The sequence below is a fragment of the Bacillus cereus group sp. RP29 genome (assembly GCF_040459765.1).
Lineage (GTDB): Bacteria > Bacillota > Bacilli > Bacillales > Bacillaceae_G > Bacillus_A > Bacillus_A paranthracis.
In genome coordinates this window covers 1,699,462-1,722,063 of the sequence record NZ_JARVHN010000001.1, presented here as the reverse complement: position 1 = coordinate 1,722,063, position 22,602 = coordinate 1,699,462, and the positions used below count along the sequence as shown (strand labels likewise).

The window sequence follows — 22,602 nt, the reverse complement described above, 5'->3', positions numbered from 1 at the left end:
GATACATATGTAATATAAACGTGTATATAAAACTATTGACATTCAATTCTAACAAATTGAATGTCAATAGTTTTACAAGCCTCTATTCAGTTCCACCTTCATTTGTTCGATATTTTGTAACATCATCATAGTGTTTAATATGTTAGGATGTCTATAAGTATTTTTTACTACAACTATGACTTTTTCTGCCTGTTCTAAAAAATAGATTGGCGCTTGAAAATTCCTCATTGTACGTATGTGAATACTTTATATTTTTACCTTTAGAAACCATTAGCTAATTGATTCATTACACTCTAATAGTTATAAAAATATAATATATAACACAAGTTAAATAAATTATATAAAGAAGGAGTAAAAATGAAAAATAAAATCAATTTACAAATGCAAAATATAAGCTTTGTTTTAATAATTGCTTTAGCAGTATGGTTAAAAACATATCTTATTACAAGATTCAGTTTTGATTTAAAAATTGAATCTTCTACACAAGAGCTTATTTTGTTTATTAGCCCTCTCGCTGCTTCATTAGCTTTTGTCGGATTCGCATTATTTGCAACCGGTGAAAAGCGAAATTATATCGCGCTATGTATTAATTTCTTATTAACAATTGTACTTGTTGGGAATGTAATGTTCTATGATTTTTATAGTGATTTCGTTACGTTACCAGTACTTGGACAAACATCAAACTTTGGCCAATTAGGCGGTAGTATTATAGAAATATTGAACTACAAAATTATACTCGCATTCGCAGACATTATTTTCTTCTTTATTTTATTAAAGAAGAAGGCACTAGTCTTCCAAACGGGGCGCGTAACTCATTCGGCACGCTTGTTATATTTTCTCTTAACGATTGGTGTATTTTTTGCAAATCTACATCTTGCAGAAAAAGAGCGACCTGAATTACTAACGAGATCATTCGACCGAGTCATGCTTGTTAAAAATTTAGGACTATACACGCATCAAGTATATGATTTAACACTACAAGTAAAAGCAGGATCACAAAAGGCACTTGCTGATAGTAGTAAATTACAAGAAACAGAAAACTACGTGAAGGCAAACGAAAGTCAGCCGAATCCTAACATGTTTGGTGTAGCAAAAGGAAAAAACGTAATTGTTGTTACTCTTGAATCCTTACAAACCTTTTTAATAGGCGCAACAGTTAACGGACAAGAAGTTACACCATTTTTGAATGAATTCATAAATGAAAGCTATTACTTTGATAACTTTTTCCACCAAACCGGGCAAGGAAAAACATCCGATTCTGAATTTCTAATCGATACGTCGTTATATCCATTAAATCGAGGAGCTGTATTCTTCACACACGGTAACAATGATTATACTGCGACTCCAGAAATTTTACGTCAGCAAGGTTATTTCACTTCTGTATTCCATGCGAATAACGCAACATTTTGGAATCGTAATATCATGTACTCTGCTCTCGGTTATGATCGTTACTATAATGAACTTGATTACAAAATTACGCCCGAAACTAATTTAAATTGGGAATTAAAAGATATCGAATACTTTGATCAATCAGTAGATATATTAAAAACTGTTGATCAACCATTTTATGCTCGTTTCCTTACTTTAACGAACCATTATCCATTTACGTATGATGAAGATACAAAATTCATTGAACCATATAACTCTGGTAATGGCGTATTTGATCGTTATATCGTAACAGCACGTTACTTAGACGAATCAATTAAAAAATTTATTGAGCGTTTAAAAGCCGAGGGAATGTATGATGATTCTATTATTGTATTATACGGTGATCATTATGGCATTTCTGAAAAACATAATCGTGCAATGGCACAGTTTTTAGAAAAAGATCAAATAACAGAATTTGATACTTTAAATTTACAACGTACACCTTTATATATTCATGTCCCTGGACAAACAGAAGGTCAAACGATTTCAAAGCCTACGGGACAAATCGATATGAAACCTACTATTCTCAATTTATTAGGGATTGATACTACGAACGATATTCGTTTTGGTCATGATATGTTTTCAGATGAATATACCGGTTTTGTTGTTTTACGTGATGGTAGCTTCATTACAGACAAATATGCATACAAAAACAACACTTTCTATGACCGCATAACAGGTGAAATTGTAGATTTACCAAAAAAAGAAGCTCAAGCACTCATTAACCGTGCACAAAATGAATTACGAATGTCTGACAAAATTATTGAAGGAGATTTACTACGTTTCTCAGAAAGTAATAAAATTAAAACTGGCGAAGTACAAACTAAAATTAAAGAAACTGAAAAATAATGTGAATATGCAAAGGGAGCAACTCATTACAGTTGCTCCCTTTTACTCTCTTATAACATGTGATGCAATTTCACATAAAAAATCTTAAATATTTTACTTTTATTCTGCACTTGTTTCTAAAATTACATCTGTATAAGTATGATCATCACCCATATGTAAAATTACTTCACATTGACGTAATCTCAATTCAAAGAGCATGATAGAATCATGATAAACTTCAGGATTTGATTTCATTTTATGTAACATCTCTTGTTTTTCTTGTATTTCTAATTGCATATTTTCTACAGCTTGTTTCAAGGAGTTAAATGGATTCCTAAAGAAGATATGAATATCTCGCTCTTGTGTGTTTTCGAATAGCTCAAATTGCAAGAAAAATTTCTTCATAATAGAATCCGTTACCTCAGTATAATCTTCATTTTCTACATACTGTTTGTATTTGTTATATAACATAGTTTTATTTTTAGGAAGAACTCCAAATAATTTACCGGCACTTTTCAGTAAAAATTGTGCTGGCGTAAATCGACGTAAAATATTTACTTCATCCATTTGTATTCTAGTCGTCATTCTGTCAGTATCTCTGCGCCAGTCATCCAACACTTTAAAGTCACATTCTAACTGTATTCGATTTTCTCCAAATAAAGAATTAAGTCCTTCACTAAGTTCTTCTAAGTACGATTGACTTTGAAGGAGCTCATTATGAGAAGTTGCAATCCAATTTTGCATAGAAAGAGCAAGATGAGGTAATACCGTTTGTTCTAAATATTTATGCACTCTTTCATTCATTGCTTTATTTAGTTGCGTATCCATGTGACCGAAATCGCTTTCTTCACTTATTAAATCAGAACAACTCTGTAATACCTTCGGTATATTTTCAGTAAGATCATTTGTAATTTCCGTTTTCATTGTACGATATGACTCTGTAATGAAATGAATTTTTTCCCTCTCAAATGCAGTAAGGTTATTCATGCTACCGTTTAGTTTCACTAGCATATCTTCATTCCACTTAATCGCATCCACTAGATTGTTTTCTTTCTCAACGCGTTTAGCTAAAAGATATGTAATTGTTTTTCGGATGAAGAACAATAGCTTTTCAGTACGTTCTGCATCAATATTTTTATGATTAAAGTTAAAATGAATAAACTCACTTAACTCATTTAATTGTTGACTACTTGTATATAACGAAGAATAAGGAAAAATTCTCGCTTGCGGGAAATATGTGTTTATTCTCGCTGCCGTATCTTGTAATACTCTTTTCACTTCTGCTTCACTGTAAATGTTATCGATTTTATTTAATAAGAAATGAATTTGTAAATTTGGTGTATGTTCTTGAATGCTTAATAGAATATCACGCTCTTTATCAGTAAAAGGTGAATCCGCATTCAATACAAACAATAATTCATCCACGGAATTTAGATATTCAAATACCTCATCCCTAGTGTCGTTATTCCTATTAAAGCCAGGTGTAACTACAAATGTAAGTTTATTTTCACTTAAAAATTTGCATGGTAATTTAAATTCAACACATGCTCTATCTCTATACGTTTGATGGTGTTGAGACATCATATTATGATAATCAGAGATATCTTCCGTTGTTGTAATTGCAGCATCTGTTATGGCGTTAATTTCTGTATGGGCATCATTTTTTAAAACTACTACATTTGAAATTGATTTTTCTAATAGATTTTCTCCTAATATAGAGTTGATAAATGTAGTTTTTCCGTTCCCTGAAGTTCCTGTTACTAAAATACGATTTGTTCTTAAATCTGCAAGTTCGTCAACTAACCATCTAAATCGTTGACCTATTTCTATATTGTTCTTTTGTGCCCACTGTGTAATAGATTCAAAAAGATGTAGACTGTACTCTAAACCATTCACATGATTCATAGAATATAACAGTAGCTTTTCCGCATGTTGTATATCGCCTGAATCTATTTTAGATGGAAAAATCTCATCCCATGCCAATACAGCTGCTGATGGAAATACAGCATAAGACGGATTGACTACTTTTAACCAATTTGTTAAAAGACTTGGAATGATATCGTGTAATTGTTTAAGCATATATTGCCCTTGAATTAATGCAAAGTATGTTTCTTCGTAAAGAGAAGAAATTTTGTCCCATATATCGGACGACTCTATTTCAATATGTAAGAAAAATTCATTTATTGTGTTAAGCCACAATAAGTAATTTTGTTCATTTTTATAACTGTTCCAAAGTGATGAAACCATTTGCGTAAATTGTACTTGATCTACATTATTTAATGTAACTAATGCATCATAAAAATAATCTGGTGAAATATGTTTAGTAAATCCTTTATCGATATATCCTTTTAACACCTCAAACCAAGGATAAGATTCTATTCGAATTAACTCATTCACAGCAAGCTCTACTGCACTATCAAAATCTTGTTGTTCCTCATAAAAGGAACGGGCAATTTTTGTGACATTCGGATAATCCGGATTTAAAGAAACCGCTTCTTTAATAACAGCGAAAGCTGCTTCAAAATTATTTTGCTCTATGTAAAGAGAAAGTAATTGTAATCTAATTTCTGTCATCAATATTATATTATCAGTAGCAATGGAAGTATAAACATTTTCAGCAACTGCTAATTGATTCAGTTCGAAATAAGCATCCGCAATATTTTTTTGTGCCCATGGTGCTAATTCATTACTAACCTTCTCCCATTTAAAAATAGCTGCTTCAAAATCTTGATGCTGATAATAAAATTCACCTTGCGCAAAACGAATATAAGATCCATCAGAAATCTCATTTTTTCTTCGTTTACATAAGCTTCTCCAAGTACGTCAAGAGGTGGTTTTGTTACATTCTCCATTAGGAATGTTTCATAATACATCTTTTTTATTAATTGTTTTTCTATTCTCATCTTTTCCCCCACTATATCTTGAAAATACATTTTTAAGATATGTCAACACTTTATTTATGTATGCTTTTTATCTTAACAAAGAATATCTTTTGGAAAATTTCATTTTCCTTTCATTTTTCAAGTTAGATTGAATTTTTATGAGAAAAGTTTCAGTTTTTTTTCAATTCCCTTTCAGTTATGAAACAGCATTAAATGTTCCTAATAACATAATAACACTATAATATTCCGCATTATATTATCAGGAAAAACCTATATGAATCATATTATAAAAACAATTTATAACGAATATATATGCAAAAACACCTCCCCAAACAAATAACAAAAATCAATATCATATATTTCACAAATTATTTTCCTTTAAAATATTTCAGTAGTTTCGTAATTAAATTCCATTAACCTCTATAAATAACTAGTCCAAAAAAAATCTATATGCATATCATGTTATAGTAAAGAATTCAGGAAATCCTAAAAGGAGGCATTTTCATGTTTGAAGATAAATCTAAAATAAACTACCCATATGAATTTACCGAAACTACAACAATCCCGCTAAAAAACCCTATCAATAAAAATTTCAAAAACGGCTCTGGTACACATACTTTCCCAATTAAGAAGCATTATAAAGAGCAGGTGCTATATACGGAAAAAATTAATAATAATAAAAATAAATAAGCGTATAGGCTCTTATAACAATTAATCAAATAAGAATCTATATTAGACCTTGTATAGTTATAGGTAATATATAAGTTTTTCTTATACAACTCATGTACTTTTAAAAAGTGCTGATATACAGCGCTTTTTTATACATAGATAATAGAAGAACCAAAAAGGTATGGATATTTTCCACACCTTTTTGGTTCTTTACTATTTATAAATAAATTCCACCTTCACTGCTCCTTAGCTAATGCTCCTAGCAGCAAAATTCTACTCGTTGGAGTCATTGAAGAAAGGAGTAGATTTATGATAAATCCCAAAGTTAAAGAAGCACCCATGAATTATATAGGCCATTATTGCTCTATTATATATATTTAAAAATTTACCAAACGTTGTTTCAAAGCTACTTAATTTTCATAAAATATTTTTTGTTTCCGTTGGAACGGATAGGCTTTAATCTCATCTGTATCTAAATTTTCATGAAATAAATGAACAGCTATAATTTGTCTACAATCGTAAGTATGATAATAATATGTTCCGGATTCCATACACATTACGCTTGTATATATGGTATTATCTAATGCACCTTCTTCTGTTATTACTCCACCTTTAGGAACCTCACAATTTGATAAGATATGAAAAAGGGCTGATACTCCCTCTTCTTCGCTATCTATACCTTGAATGTTTTGTTTGCCATATGCTGCCCGCACAAATCTTGAGGGTGGAGTGAAATCCCCTGGAAGTCCCATTGAGCCCGATCCCTGACCAAAAGCACTTAATGGTAAGTTACTCCACTCTGTTGGCGCGAATGGCTGCGATTTAAGACCTATGTATTGTCTTAAATTTTGCAAATGCCAATTAAACTCCGGACTATTCGTCATCACTCCTAGTGGGTTGTCATACATTTTTAATCCTTCATTTGTCGGCTCCAGTACAATACAATCTCCCCATTTATCTGCCAAAATCCAATGTAGTGGTGGCGTAAGTCCTAAATCCGGTAACGGTATATCCAAAAAGGTAAGGCTATCTACAGATTTCTTTAACTCTTTGACAGAATTGAATTGTGTAAGACTCCAAGTCACAAAATCAAATGGAGCTAAATTCGTTTTATTGTCATCTATGCTTTGACTATACGTAGCGAATCCTGGAAAATAGAGTGTTGCACATGTCATACCTGCTTCATTTACTCCGTCCGCCATAATGATCCTTCCTTGATGATTAATTCCCATTCCGACCGTAGCATGTTTCGTATTAATGATTTCACCAGTTATATTATTCCACTGGTAATGTCGAGGAATGATTATTACTTCTTGATTCATATCTAATGTGAAGTCCATCGTTCTTGCAAAAAGATGCTGACCGTTTTTTGTCTCTAATGTCAAACTAGTACACATAAAGAACACCCCATTTTATGGTTTTATCTACACTTTACATAATTCCGATAAGTCTGTAAATTAAAAACCTCTTTCCTTACAAACAAATTAAGAACGTACATATAAATTACAAATAGGTTGAGGTTATCTCTAGTTTATAAATGAAGTTTTAACATATAGTTGTAAAAGAAGTATATTAAAAAGGAGCGAATTGTTATAATCTGCCCCCCTCCCTCTACTTCGCTGATATTTCCAAAACAACTTTTGCACCGTACAGCTTTTTCGAATTACTTAAGTAAAGATTTCCACCGTGTTGCTTTGCAAAGCTTTTAGCAATGTATAACCCCATTCCATGATGATCTTTGGAGTTTCTACTTTTATCTCCCCTATAAAACTGCTCTGTAGCTGAATGCATTTCCTCTTCTGTAAACCCTCTTCCCGAGTCCTCTACAATAAATTGCAGTTTTTCACTAATCATTTCCACTGAGAACATCAAGTCACCCTTTGTCGGAGAATATTCAATTGCATTCATCATTATATTCATAATTGCTCTTTTCAAAGCGGTCTCGTCAATAGGAATAAAATTTGGTATGTCCTGAACATTTTCAATTAGATTTAACTGTTTGCCTAAAACACAAATTGCACTTTCTTCTATAATATTATGAATAAAGTCTCGGAGATCTGTTTGCTTGAATTGAAGTGGAGCGCCTTCCTCACATTTCGTAATATCGAGTAAAGATTTCATATATATTTCCATCTCATCAATACTTTTCAAAATATGCTCATTACATTTCTTCTGATTTGAATCTAGCATTGATTCATTTAATAGCTCTGCATTCCCTCTCAATATCGTTAACGGCGTTTTAATGTCATGTGCCAAAGCAGCAATCTGCTCTCTTCTATTTGTTTCCATATTCCACTGTGTACGTAACGAATGATTTAATTCATCTTTCATTTTTACTAAAGAAGTTAATACTTCATTCACTTCTTTTATTTTAGATTGTTCCACTTGAAAATCTAAATCTTCCTTTTGAATTTTATCTGTTACCTTTCTCAAAATCATCATTTCCTTTGACAATGATTTACCAAAAGAGCGAGATAGAAATATCACTTCGGCAACAAATAGTAGAATAAAAAGAACAATTTCACAAACTTCCGGACTCGGTAAATACTTCTGCAAAATAGGATTTTTAAAAGTAGCGTGTAACGTATATAGAATGACACAAATATCTTTATCGCGTTCTATAATTGCATAGTAGTACGTACTGTCACCTTTTTCATCATTATGTATGTTATTCCATATTTGTCCTGCATAATCTTTATTAATACTCCCTTGTATAACGTTTCCTGAAAAATCATACAGAGCATATTTATATTGTTTTAAAATTTGATCATCTTCCTGTTCCGCTTTAACTATAGCATCTCTTTGCGACTCAATCTGTTTTTCATAATAATTTGCTGGTAAGATTATTTCTGCGTTAACTCCAACTTGGAATAGAATCATAAAAAAAGTCACTAAAGCAATCGTCCCTATTGAAAATGCAAAAATATACTGTATTAAAATCTTACTAAGGTTGACTTGCTTTTTCATTTTCTCCATTTATAACCAATTCCCCATACTGTTTCTATTGGATTCATGCCATACTTAGATAATTTATGACGGATATTTTTAATATGTTCCACAATTACTTGGTTATCACTTTCTCCCTCATAACCAAAAACATTTTCGTAAATCTTTTCTCTTGAAAATACTTGTCCATGATTCAAAGCTAGATATTCGCAAATTCCATACTCACTTTTCGTAAATGCGATAGATGTATCGTCATACCATATTTCTTTACATGACAGATGAAATGTAAGACCTGACAGGAAAAATGCATTTTGCTTTTCTCTATGCTCACGCCTTACATGCGCGGATACCCTCGCACGCAGTTCTCCAATTCCAAAAGGTTTTGTAATATAGTCATCTCCACCGAGACTAAGCCCTGTGATTAGATCCTTCTCCATTGTTTTGGCTGTTAGAAATACAATTGGACTATCAACCAAATCCCGTATTTCCTTACAAAGTGTAAAACCATCTATTTCTGGCATCATGACATCTAACAGAATTAAATCAAAATGACAAAATTTTTCCTTTGGTATAGTAAGAGGATTACTAACGGCTGTTACCTCATGACCTTCTTTCTCTAGAGCACTTTTTATAATGTAAAGGATGCCGTCTTCATCATCAATTGCTAATATTCTTGCCATATAGAATCCCTCCCCACTCTTCCATTATAATACAATTACACTTACATTTCTTTGCGTCCTTCATAAAAGGAAAACCACATAAGAGAAATAACAAATGCAATGATCGTGAAACAAACACAAATCACTGCTCCAGTTGCTGCCTCTACTGCTAAGACACGAATAGAACTAGGACTTAATTTGTATCCCAAAAAATAATTGCATAATCTCGCGCCCCATGCACATGGTATGTATTTCCAAATTACATCCCCCATCCCTGTAAGCATTAAAGCTGCCAACAAGCTTTCTATAATTCCAATCCCAATGGAAACACCTTTACTAAAGCGAAAATTTAAGAACAGATGCCATATATACATAAAGATTTGACAACTAAAAAGAATGAATGAAATTTCAACATACAAAGCAAATGGAATTTCATTTTGTCCTAACAGAAAATGAAAACCTGTCGTAAACCCAACGACTGCCAACATAGTGGAACAAAACCCACATATTAAAAGTAAACATACTTTACTAATTAACGCTTTACGTCTTCCGTATTCCGTTGATAAAAGTTCTTTAAAATTTCCTGCCAAAGCTTCCTGTTCCACGACAGAAGAACACACTATGCTAATTAGCAACGGAAAAGATATCGATAATACTTGTATATAGCCTGAAACTTTATTTATAGAATCAAATTTTGAAAAGGAATAATAACTTAAAAAAAGAGCAATACCGATGATTGGCATCGCTACATGTATCCAGAAAAAAATCGTGTGTTTCATTTTTATAAAATCAGCTCTTAATATCCTCGACAAAACCGCCATATTATTTTGCCTCCTGCTTTTCAAACCACTTTGCCGTCACATAAGTGAATAACAGGAACAACACAACAGAAATTACTATGCCTGGCAAAATCACATCGTAGGAAAGTAGTTCTGGTTTAAACGTTACACTTCCGGTTTCTGCATACAAACCATTTGGTAGTATTTTCAAAATAGGGATCATCAGTCTACTTGGATATGTGTATGGACTAATCATCCAAATATTTTTTGTTGCCAATACAACTCCAAAAATTCCATTTGCCCCTACATTCAACAGAAGCGTCGGAAATAGACCTATTTTGTTACCTAAAAACAAGCAGATTGGAATTTGCCACATAAAAGTAACGATTAAAAGAACGCTTCCTAATAGTGCATTTACCGTAGGAATGATGCGGAAATTCTCTTTATTTACTAGTAAACTAGATAACTCGATTCCACAGAAAAACAGTATGCATGAAAAACTCAAAATCCCTAAAATTAGTAATACTTTAGAAATCCACACTCGTTTTAATGAAACTGGTAACGATAAAATGGAACGATTATTCATTTTTTTATCTTTCTCCGCAAGAAGTACACAACTTAAAGAAACCATTCCCGGAAGCATCGTAATGTACCACCAGTTGTAACTAGATAATTGAAAATAATCCGCCGATAATAAAAAGGCAATTAGTATTGTAGCAAATGGAACTAGCCATATAAGTTTATTCAAAAAAGTATGTCTAATTTTAATTTTTTCAGATGCAATATATAGATTCATTTCTTATGCCTCCCTTCTATACTTTCCAGCCACTTGTACAAATAAATCTTCCAAGTCATCATTCTTATTCAATTTCCCCTGATACCCCAATACACCACCTGATATAATCCCAACATGATCTGCAATTTGACTTACTTCGCTTAAAATATGACTCGATAAAATGACCGTAATTCCTTTTCCAGGAAAGGATAGAATGAGTTTTCTTAATTCCTGAATTCCAAAAGGATCCAGTCCATTCATCGGCTCATCTAATATTAAAAATTTCGGATGGTTCAGCAATGCAATCGCAATTCCCAGTCGTTGCTTCATCCCCATAGAAAAATCCTTCGCTTTTTTCTTATCTGTATTCTCTAGCTCCACAATATGCAATACTTCATCAATCCTTGATTTAGGCAAACCTAAAACAGTCGTACGAACCTGCAGGTTTTCTCTTGCTGTTAAATTTTCATAAAGCGGAGGAGACTCAATTAAAGCACCAATAGAATGTAGATCGTGCCGCGTCCATTTATGACCATCAAAGTAAATCTCACCAGAAGTAGGTGTAAGCATGCCTGTTATCATTTTTAAAGTGGTCGATTTCCCCGCTCCATTAGGACCTAACAATCCATAGATTGAATATTTCGGTACAGAAAGCGAAATATTTTGTACGACACTTTGCTTTCTAAATGTTTTACAAAGATTTTTTGTTTCTAACATAATCTCATTCATCCTAAACTTCCTCCTCGTATATTGTAATTCTAGAATAAATGATAATTATAAGGATTCTATAAGGAAAAGAAAAAACATTGAGAGAAAAAGAAGTTTTTACATGCAACCTGTATGAAAACTATGGATTCATATAATTTTTCTATAATTGGTTACAGATGAAGAATTTATAAAAAAAGAATATCTAAACAAAAAAGAAGCGATTTATTTCATCGCTTCTTTTTATTAAATCATATTATCCCTACATAACCCTCTTAAACATCTTCTCCAACTCATAAGTAGAATGATGCACAAGAATTGGTCTTCCGTGCGGACATGTGTATGGGTTTGTTGTTGTACGAAGTTCTTCCAGTAAAGCAAATATTTGATCGTTCGTTAAATATTGATTTGCTTTAATTGAAGCTTTACAGCTCATCATGATGGCTGCTTCTTCACGTAATTTTTTAATATCAACTTTTTTTAGTTTAACGACCTGCTCCATCATTTCATCGATAATTTCTGTTTCTTGCCCTTTTGGGAACCACGTTGGATGCGAGCGAACGATAAAGGATTGATGGCCGAATTGCTCCAAAAATAGTCCAACTTTTTTTAGTTCTTCTAGTTGCTCTTCGACACGTAAAAATTCGGTAAGAGATAAATCGATACGGTATGGTACGAGTAGTTCTTGTACTTCTTGTGCTACTCGTCCTACTTTATCACGGAAGTATTCATAATTAATACGTTCCTGCGCGGCATGTTGGTCAATCATATATAAGCCTTTATCATTTTGAGCGAAAATATATGTTCCATGCATTTGTCCAATTGGATAAAGCGGCGGTAAATCATTACCGTTCATTTCGATTTCTTCTATTTCCTGAACTTCTTCTTCTAATTCCTCTAGTTCAAAATCCTCTTCGTTACTGTCCCACGATTTCTCTTCTCGAATCGGTTCTTCCATTATCGGTTTAGTAGATGGCTGCCAACTTTGTTCTTCTCTTACGAGCGATTGTGGTGGTTGCCATTCTTGTTTTGGCGGTTGCCAAAGCTGCGCTGGCTGTTTCACAGCCTGCGGTTCTTCTTGTTTTTCATCCATGCCCGTCGGTAAAACGATCTCCGGCATGGATGGTTCTTTCGGCTTCGCATGCTCAAACTGAAACTGTTCTTGCACACTTTCATCTTTTTCTTTTTTCTTCGTTGTTACACCTGCATCTGGAATGAGCTGTATTTTTTTGAATGCTGCTTGCAATGTTTCTTCGATAAGCTTTAGTAATTCTTGTTCTTTACTAAAACGAACTTCTAATTTCGCAGGATGTACGTTAACGTCAACTAGCATTGGATCCATTTCAATCGATAAGAAGCCGATTGGATATCGTCCGACTGGCAATAATGTATGGTATCCTTGCTGAATAGCTTTCATTAATACGAAATTTCGAACGTAACGACCATTTACGATTGTTGACATATAATTTCGAGATGCTCTCGTTACTTCTGGTAATGTTACATAGCCTTTAATTGTGAAATCTAAAGATTCCGCTTCAATTGGAACAAGCTTCTTTGCAACTTGAATGCTATAAATCGATGCAAGTACTTGTCTTACATCACCATTTCCTGATGTATGAAGCAATTTCTTTTCATTATGAAATAGCTTTAACGATACTTCTGGGTGTGACATTGCAATACGATACACGATATCTGTAATATTCCCAAGCTCTGTATGAATGGTTTTCATATATTTAAGACGCGCTGGTGTATTAAAGAATAAGTTTTGTACTGTAATATCTGTTCCTTTTCGGCTCGCTGTTTTCTCCTGCTTTATAATGTCTCCACCTTTAATAATAAGGTGCGTACCAGGTGCATCACCTGTGCTAGTGATTAATTCTAATTCACTAACTGAGGCAATACTCGGTAATGCCTCGCCGCGGAAACCGAGTGTTCTTATGCGAAACAGATCGTTTTCATCTTTAATTTTGCTCGTCGCATGTCGTTCAAAAGCGACGATACAATCTTCTTCTGCAATGCCGTCCCCATTATCAATGATGCGAATTTTCGATAAACCAGCTTCTTCTAAGTGGATTTCAATAGATGTACTATTCGCATCGATAGAATTTTCCACAAGTTCTTTTACGACTGAGGCAGGGCGCTCTACTACTTCCCCTGCCGCAATTAAGTTAGAGAGTTGATCATCTAGTTTGCGAATTTTACCCATCTACTTACTCATCCTTTCTTTAACTTTTTTTGTAAGCGATACAGTTCGTTCATCGCTTCTAAAGGTGTCATATCAAGTAAATCAATTTTTTTAATTTGCGTCAGTACTGCCGTTTCTTTTGCATCTAAAACTGGCTTGTCTTGTTTTTTCGAAGATTGTTCTCCACCAAAGAATGATAGTTGTGATTCTTCTTCAGTCTCTGCTTTCGTCTCTTCTATTTCTACTGGTTCTTCTTTTACAACTACAGGCTCTGGAATAACTTCTTGCGCCTGCGCTTTCACTTCTACACGCTTTGGAATAATAATTTCTTCCTGTCCTTCAAGTTGCGCTAATACTTCTTTCGCTCGAGCGATTAAGCTATCTGGAAGCTCTGCAAGTTGCGCAACGTGAATTCCGTAACTTTTATCTGCTGCCCCGTCTTGAATTTTATGAAGGAATACTACTTTTCCGTTCTCTTCAATAGCTGAAACGTGTACATTCTTCAGTTGATCTAAACTGTCTTCTAGCACTGTCAATTCATGATAATGTGTAGAGAATAACGTTTTTGCACCAATTTGGTCGTGAATATGTTCAATGATTGCTTGTGCAAGTGCCATACCATCATACGTAGATGTACCGCGTCCAATTTCATCGAATAAAATTAAACTTCTTTCTGATGCATTTGCAATGGCATTTTTCGCTTCTAACATTTCGACCATAAATGTACTTTGACCTGAAATTAAATCATCCGCCGCGCCAATTCTCGTAAAGATTTGGTCAAATACAGGTAATACTGCTTCTGTTGCTGGTACGAAACAACCAATTTGCGACATAACCGTTACAAGTGCTAATTGTCTCATATACGTACTTTTACCAGACATGTTCGGTCCTGTAATTAAAAATACATCCATATTCTCTGGCATAATACAATCATTCGGTACATACAATTTCCCGTTCAATACTTTTTCAACGACAGGATGACGACCATCTTTAATAAAGATTTCGCGCTTCGTTGTTAGTACAGGTTTTACAAACTGTTCTTCTTCACTAACTGTTGCAAAACTTTGCAGTACGTCTAATTCACTAATTACTTTCGCTAAATGCTGTAATTTCGGAATAAATACTTTTACTTCTTCACGAAGCGCTGTAAATAAATCGTATTCTAGTTGTACAATTTTTTCTTCAGCTTCTAAGATTAATGTTTCTTTTTCTTTTAGTTCATCTGTAATGAAACGTTCCGCATTAGCAAGCGTTTGTTTACGCTCGTAGCGGCCTTCTGGTAATGCTCCAAGGTTCGCTTTCGTTACTTCAATGTAGTAACCGAAAATACGGTTGTATCCAATTTTCAACGATTTAATTCCTGTAATATCACGCTCTCGTTTTTCAAGCTCAGCAATCCACGTTTTTCCGTTTTTACTCACATAGCGATATTGATCAAGCTTGTCATTATAACCATCTTTAATAATATCTCCATCTTTAATAGAAAGCGGTGGATTTTCTTGAATACTTCTTCCTAGTAATTCTGTTAAGTTCTCACATGGATCTGCACCTTGAATTAATCTCGCTGCATACGCGTTATCTAACAAACTAATCGCTTCTAAAATAGCTGGTACTTGCAGTAAAGATCGTCTTAACTGTAATAAGTCCCTTGCATTGACATTACCGAATGCAACTTTCCCTGCTAAACGTTCTAAATCATATACTTCTTTTAACTTTTCTTTTAAATCTTCACGCAAGAAGTAATCATTTACAAACGTTTCAACCATTTCTAAACGCTCTTCGATTCGTTCTTTCTGTATAAGTGGACGTTCCATCCACTGTTTTAACATACGACCACCCATAGCCGTTTTCGTCTTATCTAATAGCCATAATAATGATCCTGTTTTTTCTTTCGTTCGAAGTGTTTCTGTCAGCTCTAAATTTCGCTTTGAATGCACATCAATTTTCATAAATTGATTCGTATAATAAATTTCCACAGGCTGTAAATGATCTAATGAACGTTTTTGCGTTCTTATTACATAGTTAAATAAGCGTCCAACTGCTTTAATTAACTTTGCTTGTGAAACGTTTTTCACAAGATGTTCTAACCCTTCTGGGATTGCCGTTGCATCTTCATATGAAATCGTCATTTTTAACGTTTCCGTTAACTTGTTTAGTTCATCTTTAGAAAAGGAAGAATCTACAACAATTTCTTTCGAACCAGTTGCATACACTTCTAATAAAATATCCTCTACTGAACCAGTCAATAACGTTACTGTATTTTGCCCAGTCGTTAAATCGTTACAAGCTAACGCATATGATCCATCTTCAAAATGTGTTAATGCGGCTAAAAAGTTATTTTCTTTCTCATCAATCGTACGCCCTTCCATCATCGTTCCTGGCGTAATTAATTGTACTACTTCACGGCGCACTACACCTTTAGCTGTTTTTGGGTCTTCTACTTGCTCACAAACCGCTACTTTATATCCTTTTTCAACAAGTTGTTCAATATAGTTTTTAGCCGCATGATACGGTACACCGCACATCGGTATACGTTCACTACTACCACCGTCTCGGCTCGTTAATGTAATTTCAAGTTCGTGGGCTGCTTTAACCGCATCCTCAAAGAACATTTCATAAAAATCACCTAAGCGGAAAAATAAAAAGGCATCTTGATAGTCTGCCTTAACTTTTAAATATTGCTGTATCATAGGCGTATATTGCGTCATACTTATCCTCCATAATTCTTACATAATAATCTATATTCATATATGTCACATTTCACGGACACTCTTATCTCCTATTTCAGGAGTCTTTCTTCATTATAGCACATTTCATTAGCAATCATGTTCATCTAAGCACCACTTATGTAAAGTAAAAAGCTAGGAAGAACTTCTCCCTAGCTTTCTATTACTCTTCTTCTGCATCAACGATAAAGTTCGGATCTAACTCTTCAAACTCATCATCTTCAATTTGGAAAGCATCATCTGATTCTACACAACCTTCAGGGTTTACACTTACACAAATTTTCGTTTCGCCAACTACTTCTGTTACAAATTCACGTTCTACCGTTACAACAATTTTATTACCATTTGGTGATACAAGAGCTTCTAAACAATTTGGTGGCTGAATGACACGAGCAATAATTTCTAAATCATCACCAGAAAAGTTTTTATCACGATATCCAATGCTTACTTCATCTGTGTAGTTTACACGTTCTGTTACAACTTCTGTCTTTGTATTGCCATCGAATGAATACCAAGTGTTCACATCATAGAAACCTTCAATTTCCACATGTTTTCCATTCTTTCTTGCTTCGTACGAGTGGTTAATTACCCAGCACCCTAAAATACTTGTTGGCTCATTATTCGATTCACATGTATGCGTTGACTTTGTATACTTACGTCCTTTTCCAACCACTGCTTTTGTAATAATCTCTCTAAATTCGGACATTCGTAACCCTCCTCAATCACTATTCACTTAATCATATGCGTGACAATAGCGGAATGTGTCATTCTTTTTTTCAGAAGAACTTACGTTTAATCCACTAAAAAAAGAGATGTCAATTCGACATCTCTTTAACAACCACAATTTCCTTTTTTACTTTCTACCGCTGCGCCCGTTTCACCCTTCAATACATCGCCATTAGTTGAAATTAATATTTCATCTGTTACGTTGTTAGAAATCGTACTTGCAACTAGCTGTAGTAAGTCATTTACATATGTTTGTGAAGATTTAAATTCTTGTACAACTGGGATGCTATCTAACTTATCTTGCAGGGCATCAATTTCAGCTTCTACTTTTTTCAAAGCTTCCCATTTCCCGTAATGTTGCAAGTTTACTGCTTGTTTTTGCAGTGCTTTAATTTCATCAATTGCGCGCTTCACATTTTCATTTTTATGAATTTGTGCCTCTGCTTTCTTAAAGAAATCAACTTCTTCTGTTTCAGAAATCATTTTTGCTAATTCTTTCGCTTGCTCAACAATTTCATCTTTCGAATATACTTTCATCTATTATTCCACCTCAATCGGCTCTTCAACTAATTCTCCGTTAAGAGACCAAGTTTTTGCATCCGTTACTTTTACTTTCACAAGCTGACCAATTAAAGACTTTGGAGCAACAAAGTTTACAAGTTTATTTGTACGAGTATAACCTGCAAGTACTTCTGGATTATTTTTACTCTCTCCATCAACTAACACTTCTACAATTTGACCTTTATAACGATTATTCTTTTCAATTGCCAATTTATTTACTAATGCATTTAAGCGTTGAAGACGTTCTTTCTTTACTTCCATCGGTACATTGTCTTTCATTTTTGCAGCTGGTGTACCTTCACGCGGAGAATAAATAAAGGTAAAGGCAGTATCAAACCCTACTTCACGATATAACGACATCGTTTCTTCAAATTGCTCATCTGTTTCATTCGGGAAACCGACAATAATATCAGTTGTTAATACCGCGTTTGGAATTGCTTCTTTAATTTTTCTTACAAGCTCTAAATAATGCTCACGTGAATATTTACGCGCCATAATTTTTAACATTTCTGTGCTTCCAGATTGAACTGGTAAGTGAATATGTTCTACTAAGTTGCCACCTTTTCCAAGCACTTCAATTAAGTGATCATCGAAATCGCGTGGATGGCTCGTTGTAAAACGAATACGGGCAATATCAACTTTACGGAGCTCGTCCATTAAATCGCCAAGACCGTATTCTATATCTTCAAAGTCTTTACCATATGCATTTACGTTCTGTCCAAGTAACGTAATTTCTTTATAACCATTCGCAGCTAAATGACGAATCTCTTGGATAATGTCTTCTGGACGTCTGCTTCGCTCTTTTCCGCGTGTATACGGTACGATACAATATGTACAGAACTTATCACAGCCATACATAATATTTACCCAAGCTTTAATATCACCACGACGTACTTTCGGAAGATTTTCAATTACGTCTCCTTCTTTGGACCAAACTTCAACTACCGTCTCCTTCGAGAACATTGCATCTTTTAGAATGTACGGTAATCTATGAATATTATGCGTTCCAAACACCATATCTACATGCTGATTTTTTTGCATAATTTTATTTACAACAGATTCCTCTTGGGACATACAACCACATACACCAATTAAAAGATCAGGATTTCTTCGTTTTAGTGCCTTTAAATGCCCTAGTTCACCGAACACTTTATTTTCAGCATTTTCACGAATAGCACAAGTATTTAATAATACTACATCTGCTTCTTCAGTTGAAAAGGTTGGTTCATATCCAAGTGCAGTGAAAATACCCGCCATTACTTCTGTATCGTGCTCATTCATTTGACAACCATATGTACGAATATAAAACTTTCTTCCTGTACCGAAATTGCGAAACTCTTCAGGTAAGCCAAAATCCCGTTCAATTTTAACTTCTTCTTTCCCTCGTTTTTTCGCGTCTTTTAAGGAAGGTGGTTGGTATACACTTTCAAAGTATTTACTATAATCTTTCTCTTCTTTTTTCGTAGAGGAATTCACTTGTTGACTTGCTAATCGTTGTTGCTCGTTCATCGGTAATCTCCTTTCACCCTTAACTATACACACTTTATAGTCCATTTTAATGCGCTTAGACCCACCTCAAAAATGGTTAGATAGCTTGAGAGATACTTGTCCTTTGAAACTTGAGTAATCAATCTAATCATCTATAAGAATGAAGTCTTCCCCACACAAATAGACATTCCCTTTTTGTATTTCTTTTGTCCTACTCAAAAACATATTGCTTTATCCCTATACACATTACCATAGTATGAAGTGTTTCGCCAATTTTTACAAAGAAGAAGGCTTATCCTATTATTACATTTCCTAGTTAATGAACATGCAATTTTCATACAACGATTTATATATTATTTTACCATTCTGAATTTTCTAAGTAAATAAGACTACCTTATATTTTCACTCATAAAAAAAGGTTGCCAAATGGCAACCTCCTCTTCTTATATTACATAAATTCAGCAACAAGTTCATCAAACATTTTCTGATCCATGTTTAAATCAGATTGCACTAAAGGCTTCTCACTATAGCCTTTTACTAGTTCTTGGTATGAAGGTTGCGCTGTATTTTGATAAATTAACCCTGTTACTAATCCGTTGTTTTCCATTAATGTTTGCATAGCCATCATGCGATTAGACGGATCATATCCCTCTACTGTACTTAGTTTTGTTAAATTCTCTTTAAACCAATCGTAAGTATTTACTTTATTGTAAGTAACACATGGGCTGAATACGTTAATTAATGAAAATCCTTTATGGTTAATACCAGCTTCAATAATTTGTGTTAATTCTTTTAAATCACTTGAAAAGCTTTGTGCCACAAATGTTGCACCAGCTGTTAAAGCCATTTCCATAACATTTAGTGACGGTTCAATTGAACCTTGTGGTGTACTTTTCGTTTTAAATCCAGCTTCACTACGTGGTGAAGTTTGTCCTTTTGTTAATCCATAAATTTGGTTATCCATTACGATGTACGTAATGTCAATGTTACGACGAATAGAATGGATCGTATGTCCCATACCAATCGCAAATCCATCACCGTCACCACCTGATGCGATAACTGTTAAATCACGGTTTGCCATTTTTACACCTTGTGCAATTGGAAGGGCACGACCATGAATACTATGCACACCATATGAATTAATATAACCTGAAATACGACCTGAACAGCCGATACCAGAAATAACAGCAAGTTCATCTGGATTTAAGCCAACGTTAGCTGCCGCACGTTGAATTGCAGCTTGCACCGAGAAGTCTCCGCAACCTGGGCACCAGTTTGGTTTTACACTGTTACGAAAGTCCTTAAATGTTGCCATTTAATACAACCCCTTTTTTGCATTCGTTGTAAATCTCTTTCGGCAAGAATGGGTTCCCATCATATTTTAAAAGACTAGAAATTTTCTCACCGTTACCAAGATTCATTTTCATAATGTTAGCAAGTTGACCTGTTGCATTGTTTTCTACCACTACAACACGCTTCGCATTTTTCACAAGTGGATCGATTTCAGCTGTTGGGAACGGGTGAATTAAACGCACATGAGCATGGTTTACTTTCATACCCTCTTGTTCTAAGCGCTCCATTGCTTCTTCGATCGCACCACGAGTTGAGTTAAATCCAACAAGCAATACGTCTGCTTCTTCATGCTTAACATTTTTATAAACAGGGGTATTAAACTTCAAGTTCTCCATTTTACGGAAACGTTTGTCCATTTGATCTTTACGGTTTAATGCTGATTCAGATGGTTTACCAGTTTCATCATGTTCTACACCTGTAACATGGTGAACACCATTTTTCATACCAGGTAAAACACGTGGTGAAACGCCATCTTCTGTTACTTCATAACGCTTGAAGTATGCTTTATTTTCACGTTCTGGTAATTCCGCTTCTAAATCAAGCTTACCACGACGAATTTCCACTTTATCTAACTTAAGTGGTTCTACTGTCTGTTTCCCTAAAGAAAGCTGTAAATCTGTTAAGAAAATAACAGGTACTTGATATTCTTCAGATAAGTTAAACGCTTCTACAATATCATAGAAAGCTTCTTCCACTGTACTTGGCGCCATTACGATTTTTGGAATTTCACCGTGCGTACCGTAAATCATTGCCATTAAATCAGACTGCTCTTGTTTCGTTGGTAATCCTGTACTTGGACCACCACGTTGTGTATCAACAATTACTAATGGCGTTTCTGTAATACCTGCTAAACCAATCGCTTCCATCATTAAAGATAGACCTGGACCAGCAGATGCAGTTAATGTACGAACACCAGCATAGTTTGCACCGATTGCCATTGTACAAGCTGCAATTTCATCCTCAGTTTGGATTACTGTTCCGCCGACTTTTGGCAATTTTTTAATTAAGTATTCCATAATTTCAGATGCAGGTGTAATTGGATATGCAGACATAAAGCGAGCACCACCAGCTACTGCACCAAATGCGATCGCATCGTTCCCAATCATAAACATGCGCTTCTGACCATCAGCTTTTTCAAGCTGCATCATGTTTACTTTCTCACCTAGTAACTCTTTCATATATTGAGAGCCGCGCTTAATTGCGTCCATATTCTTTTGAACAACTTGCTCTCCTTTACGACCAAAGATCTCTTCAACAACATCTAAATAAGCTGTTTCATCTAATCCTAATACCGCACTTGATGCTCCAACAGCAACCATGTTTTTCATTAATGATGTGCCTAATTCTGAAGCAATATCTGTAAACGGTATCACATATAGATTTACATCTGTATTGTCAGGTATTGTCGGATTAAATTTCGCATCTGCAACTACAATCCCGCCCGGACGTAGTTCGTGGAAGTTAAAATCAATTGTTTCTTGATCAAAAGCAATTAAAATATCTAAATCATCTGAGATCGCGCGTACTTCTGTTGTACTTACACGAATTTTATTATTTGTATGGCCGCCTTTTATACGTGATGAGAAGTGGCGGTAACCGTATAGGTAATATCCTAATCGGTTTAATGCAATACAGAAGATTTCTCCTGTACTTTCAATTCCTTCACCTTGTTGGCCTCCAACTTTCCATGAAAGTTGACTAATCATCTCCTACACCCCTTTTGGCTGCATTCATTGTAGTGTATTTTTTTACAGTAATAGTTTAGCATTTTTTATGCAAATAAACTACAATGGACGCAAATTATGCCTCTTCTGATTTCCCTGAATCTTTAGTATAAAGCTATTTTGTTTTTCATTCTAGTATTAGGTCTTAAAAAAAGCAATAATATCAAA

The 22,602-nt window shown here is 34.3% G+C and carries 15 protein-coding genes and 1 pseudogene; 2 read left to right on the top strand and 14 right to left on the bottom strand.

What is annotated here, in order from left to right; translation table 11 throughout:
- The first annotated feature begins 357 nt into the window (after positions 1-357).
- Entirely contained in the window at positions 358-2,277 is a 1,920-nt protein-coding gene (locus QCI47_RS09120) for an LTA synthase family protein (protein WP_309422539.1), read from the top strand.
- Between the two features lie 99 nt (positions 2,278-2,376).
- On the opposite strand, the pseudogene QCI47_RS09115 reads toward QCI47_RS09120, so the two are convergent.
- A pseudogene (locus QCI47_RS09115) lies at positions 2,377-5,159 on the bottom strand (dynamin family protein).
- Between the two features lie 483 nt (positions 5,160-5,642).
- On the opposite strand from QCI47_RS09115, the gene QCI47_RS09110 reads away from it, so the two are divergent.
- Positions 5,643-5,828 (top strand): hypothetical protein, encoded by a 186-nt coding sequence (locus tag QCI47_RS09110; RefSeq protein ID WP_000461128.1) that lies wholly within the window; start codon positions 5,643-5,645, stop codon positions 5,826-5,828.
- A gap of 389 nt (positions 5,829-6,217) precedes the next feature.
- On the opposite strand, the gene QCI47_RS09105 is transcribed toward QCI47_RS09110, so the two are convergent.
- The 13 genes from QCI47_RS09105 to QCI47_RS09045 form a co-directional block, all read right to left on the bottom strand.
- Positions 6,218-7,204 (bottom strand): choloylglycine hydrolase family protein, encoded by a 987-nt coding sequence (locus tag QCI47_RS09105; protein ID WP_061131611.1) that lies wholly within the window; start codon positions 7,202-7,204, stop codon positions 6,218-6,220.
- A gap of 214 nt (positions 7,205-7,418) precedes the next feature.
- Complete coding sequence (locus tag QCI47_RS09100) at positions 7,419-8,783, bottom strand: sensor histidine kinase (protein WP_000413918.1); 1,365 nt, start codon at positions 8,781-8,783, stop codon at positions 7,419-7,421.
- Positions 8,771-9,433: a response regulator transcription factor gene (locus tag QCI47_RS09095; protein WP_000101080.1), complete on the bottom strand. Its 663-nt coding sequence runs from the start codon at positions 9,431-9,433 to the stop codon at positions 8,771-8,773. Before QCI47_RS09095 ends, QCI47_RS09100 begins: the two co-directional genes overlap by 13 nt.
- Before the next feature lie 41 nt (positions 9,434-9,474).
- Positions 9,475-10,233, bottom strand: a complete 759-nt coding sequence (locus QCI47_RS09090; protein ID WP_309422542.1) for a lantibiotic immunity ABC transporter MutG family permease subunit — start codon at positions 10,231-10,233, stop codon at positions 9,475-9,477.
- A gap of 1 nt (position 10,234) precedes the next feature.
- A complete protein-coding gene (locus QCI47_RS09085) occupies positions 10,235-10,987 on the bottom strand; it encodes a lantibiotic immunity ABC transporter MutE/EpiE family permease subunit (protein WP_001055399.1) in 753 nt (250 codons plus the stop codon).
- A 3-nt stretch (positions 10,988-10,990) separates the two neighbouring features.
- Positions 10,991-11,695, bottom strand: coding sequence for a lantibiotic protection ABC transporter ATP-binding protein (locus QCI47_RS09080; protein ID WP_001002802.1), 705 nt, complete (start codon positions 11,693-11,695; stop codon positions 10,991-10,993).
- 238 nt (positions 11,696-11,933) lie between these two features.
- Complete coding sequence (gene mutL, locus QCI47_RS09075) at positions 11,934-13,877, bottom strand: DNA mismatch repair endonuclease MutL (RefSeq protein ID WP_000516472.1); 1,944 nt, start codon at positions 13,875-13,877, stop codon at positions 11,934-11,936.
- 8 nt (positions 13,878-13,885) lie between these two features.
- Positions 13,886-16,564, bottom strand: a complete 2,679-nt coding sequence (mutS, locus tag QCI47_RS09070) for a DNA mismatch repair protein MutS (RefSeq protein WP_242231504.1) — start codon at positions 16,562-16,564, stop codon at positions 13,886-13,888.
- Positions 16,565-16,745: 181 nt separating this feature from the next.
- Positions 16,746-17,288 (bottom strand): outer spore coat protein CotE, encoded by a 543-nt coding sequence (gene cotE / locus QCI47_RS09065; RefSeq protein ID WP_001288798.1) that lies wholly within the window; start codon positions 17,286-17,288, stop codon positions 16,746-16,748.
- Between the two features lie 125 nt (positions 17,289-17,413).
- Positions 17,414-17,845: a YlbF/YmcA family competence regulator gene (locus QCI47_RS09060; RefSeq protein WP_000870462.1), complete on the bottom strand. Its 432-nt coding sequence runs from the start codon at positions 17,843-17,845 to the stop codon at positions 17,414-17,416.
- 3 nt (positions 17,846-17,848) lie between these two features.
- Positions 17,849-19,378 carry a tRNA (N6-isopentenyl adenosine(37)-C2)-methylthiotransferase MiaB gene (gene miaB / locus QCI47_RS09055; RefSeq protein WP_001005403.1) on the bottom strand — a complete coding sequence of 510 codons (1,530 nt, stop codon included), beginning with the start codon at positions 19,376-19,378 and terminating at the stop codon, positions 17,849-17,851.
- A gap of 427 nt (positions 19,379-19,805) precedes the next feature.
- Complete coding sequence (locus tag QCI47_RS09050; protein WP_000190154.1) at positions 19,806-20,672, bottom strand: 2-oxoacid:ferredoxin oxidoreductase subunit beta; 867 nt, start codon at positions 20,670-20,672, stop codon at positions 19,806-19,808.
- On the bottom strand, positions 20,659-22,416 hold the full coding sequence (locus QCI47_RS09045; protein ID WP_000625425.1) for a 2-oxoacid:acceptor oxidoreductase subunit alpha: 1,758 nt from the start codon (positions 22,414-22,416) through the stop codon (positions 20,659-20,661). The genes QCI47_RS09050 and QCI47_RS09045 overlap by 14 nt, the downstream gene beginning before the upstream one ends.
- Positions 22,417-22,602: the final 186 nt, after the last annotated feature.

Excerpts from the sequence above, each read along its gene's own strand:
- QCI47_RS09120 (WP_309422539.1), top strand. The coding sequence starts at position 358 with ATGAAAAATAAAATCAATTTACAAATGCAAAATATAAGCTTTGTTTTA.
- QCI47_RS09110 (WP_000461128.1), top strand. The coding sequence starts at position 5,643 with ATGTTTGAAGATAAATCTAAAATAAACTACCCATATGAATTTACCGAA.
- QCI47_RS09105 (WP_061131611.1), bottom strand. The coding sequence starts at position 7,204 with ATGTGTACTAGTTTGACATTAGAGACAAAAAACGGTCAGCATCTTTTT.
- QCI47_RS09100 (WP_000413918.1), bottom strand. The coding sequence starts at position 8,783 with ATGGAGAAAATGAAAAAGCAAGTCAACCTTAGTAAGATTTTAATACAG.
- QCI47_RS09095 (WP_000101080.1), bottom strand. The coding sequence starts at position 9,433 with ATGGCAAGAATATTAGCAATTGATGATGAAGACGGCATCCTTTACATT.
- QCI47_RS09090 (WP_309422542.1), bottom strand. The coding sequence starts at position 10,233 with ATGGCGGTTTTGTCGAGGATATTAAGAGCTGATTTTATAAAAATGAAA.
- QCI47_RS09085 (WP_001055399.1), bottom strand. The coding sequence starts at position 10,987 with ATGAATCTATATATTGCATCTGAAAAAATTAAAATTAGACATACTTTT.
- QCI47_RS09080 (WP_001002802.1), bottom strand. The coding sequence starts at position 11,695 with ATGAATGAGATTATGTTAGAAACAAAAAATCTTTGTAAAACATTTAGA.
- mutL (WP_000516472.1), bottom strand. The coding sequence starts at position 13,877 with ATGGGTAAAATTCGCAAACTAGATGATCAACTCTCTAACTTAATTGCG.
- mutS (WP_242231504.1), bottom strand. The coding sequence starts at position 16,564 with ATGACGCAATATACGCCTATGATACAGCAATATTTAAAAGTTAAGGCA.
- cotE (WP_001288798.1), bottom strand. The coding sequence starts at position 17,288 with ATGTCCGAATTTAGAGAGATTATTACAAAAGCAGTGGTTGGAAAAGGA.
- QCI47_RS09060 (WP_000870462.1), bottom strand. The coding sequence starts at position 17,845 with ATGAAAGTATATTCGAAAGATGAAATTGTTGAGCAAGCGAAAGAATTA.
- miaB (WP_001005403.1), bottom strand. The coding sequence starts at position 19,378 with ATGAACGAGCAACAACGATTAGCAAGTCAACAAGTGAATTCCTCTACG.
- QCI47_RS09050 (WP_000190154.1), bottom strand. The coding sequence starts at position 20,672 with ATGGCAACATTTAAGGACTTTCGTAACAGTGTAAAACCAAACTGGTGC.
- QCI47_RS09045 (WP_000625425.1), bottom strand. The coding sequence starts at position 22,416 with ATGATTAGTCAACTTTCATGGAAAGTTGGAGGCCAACAAGGTGAAGGA.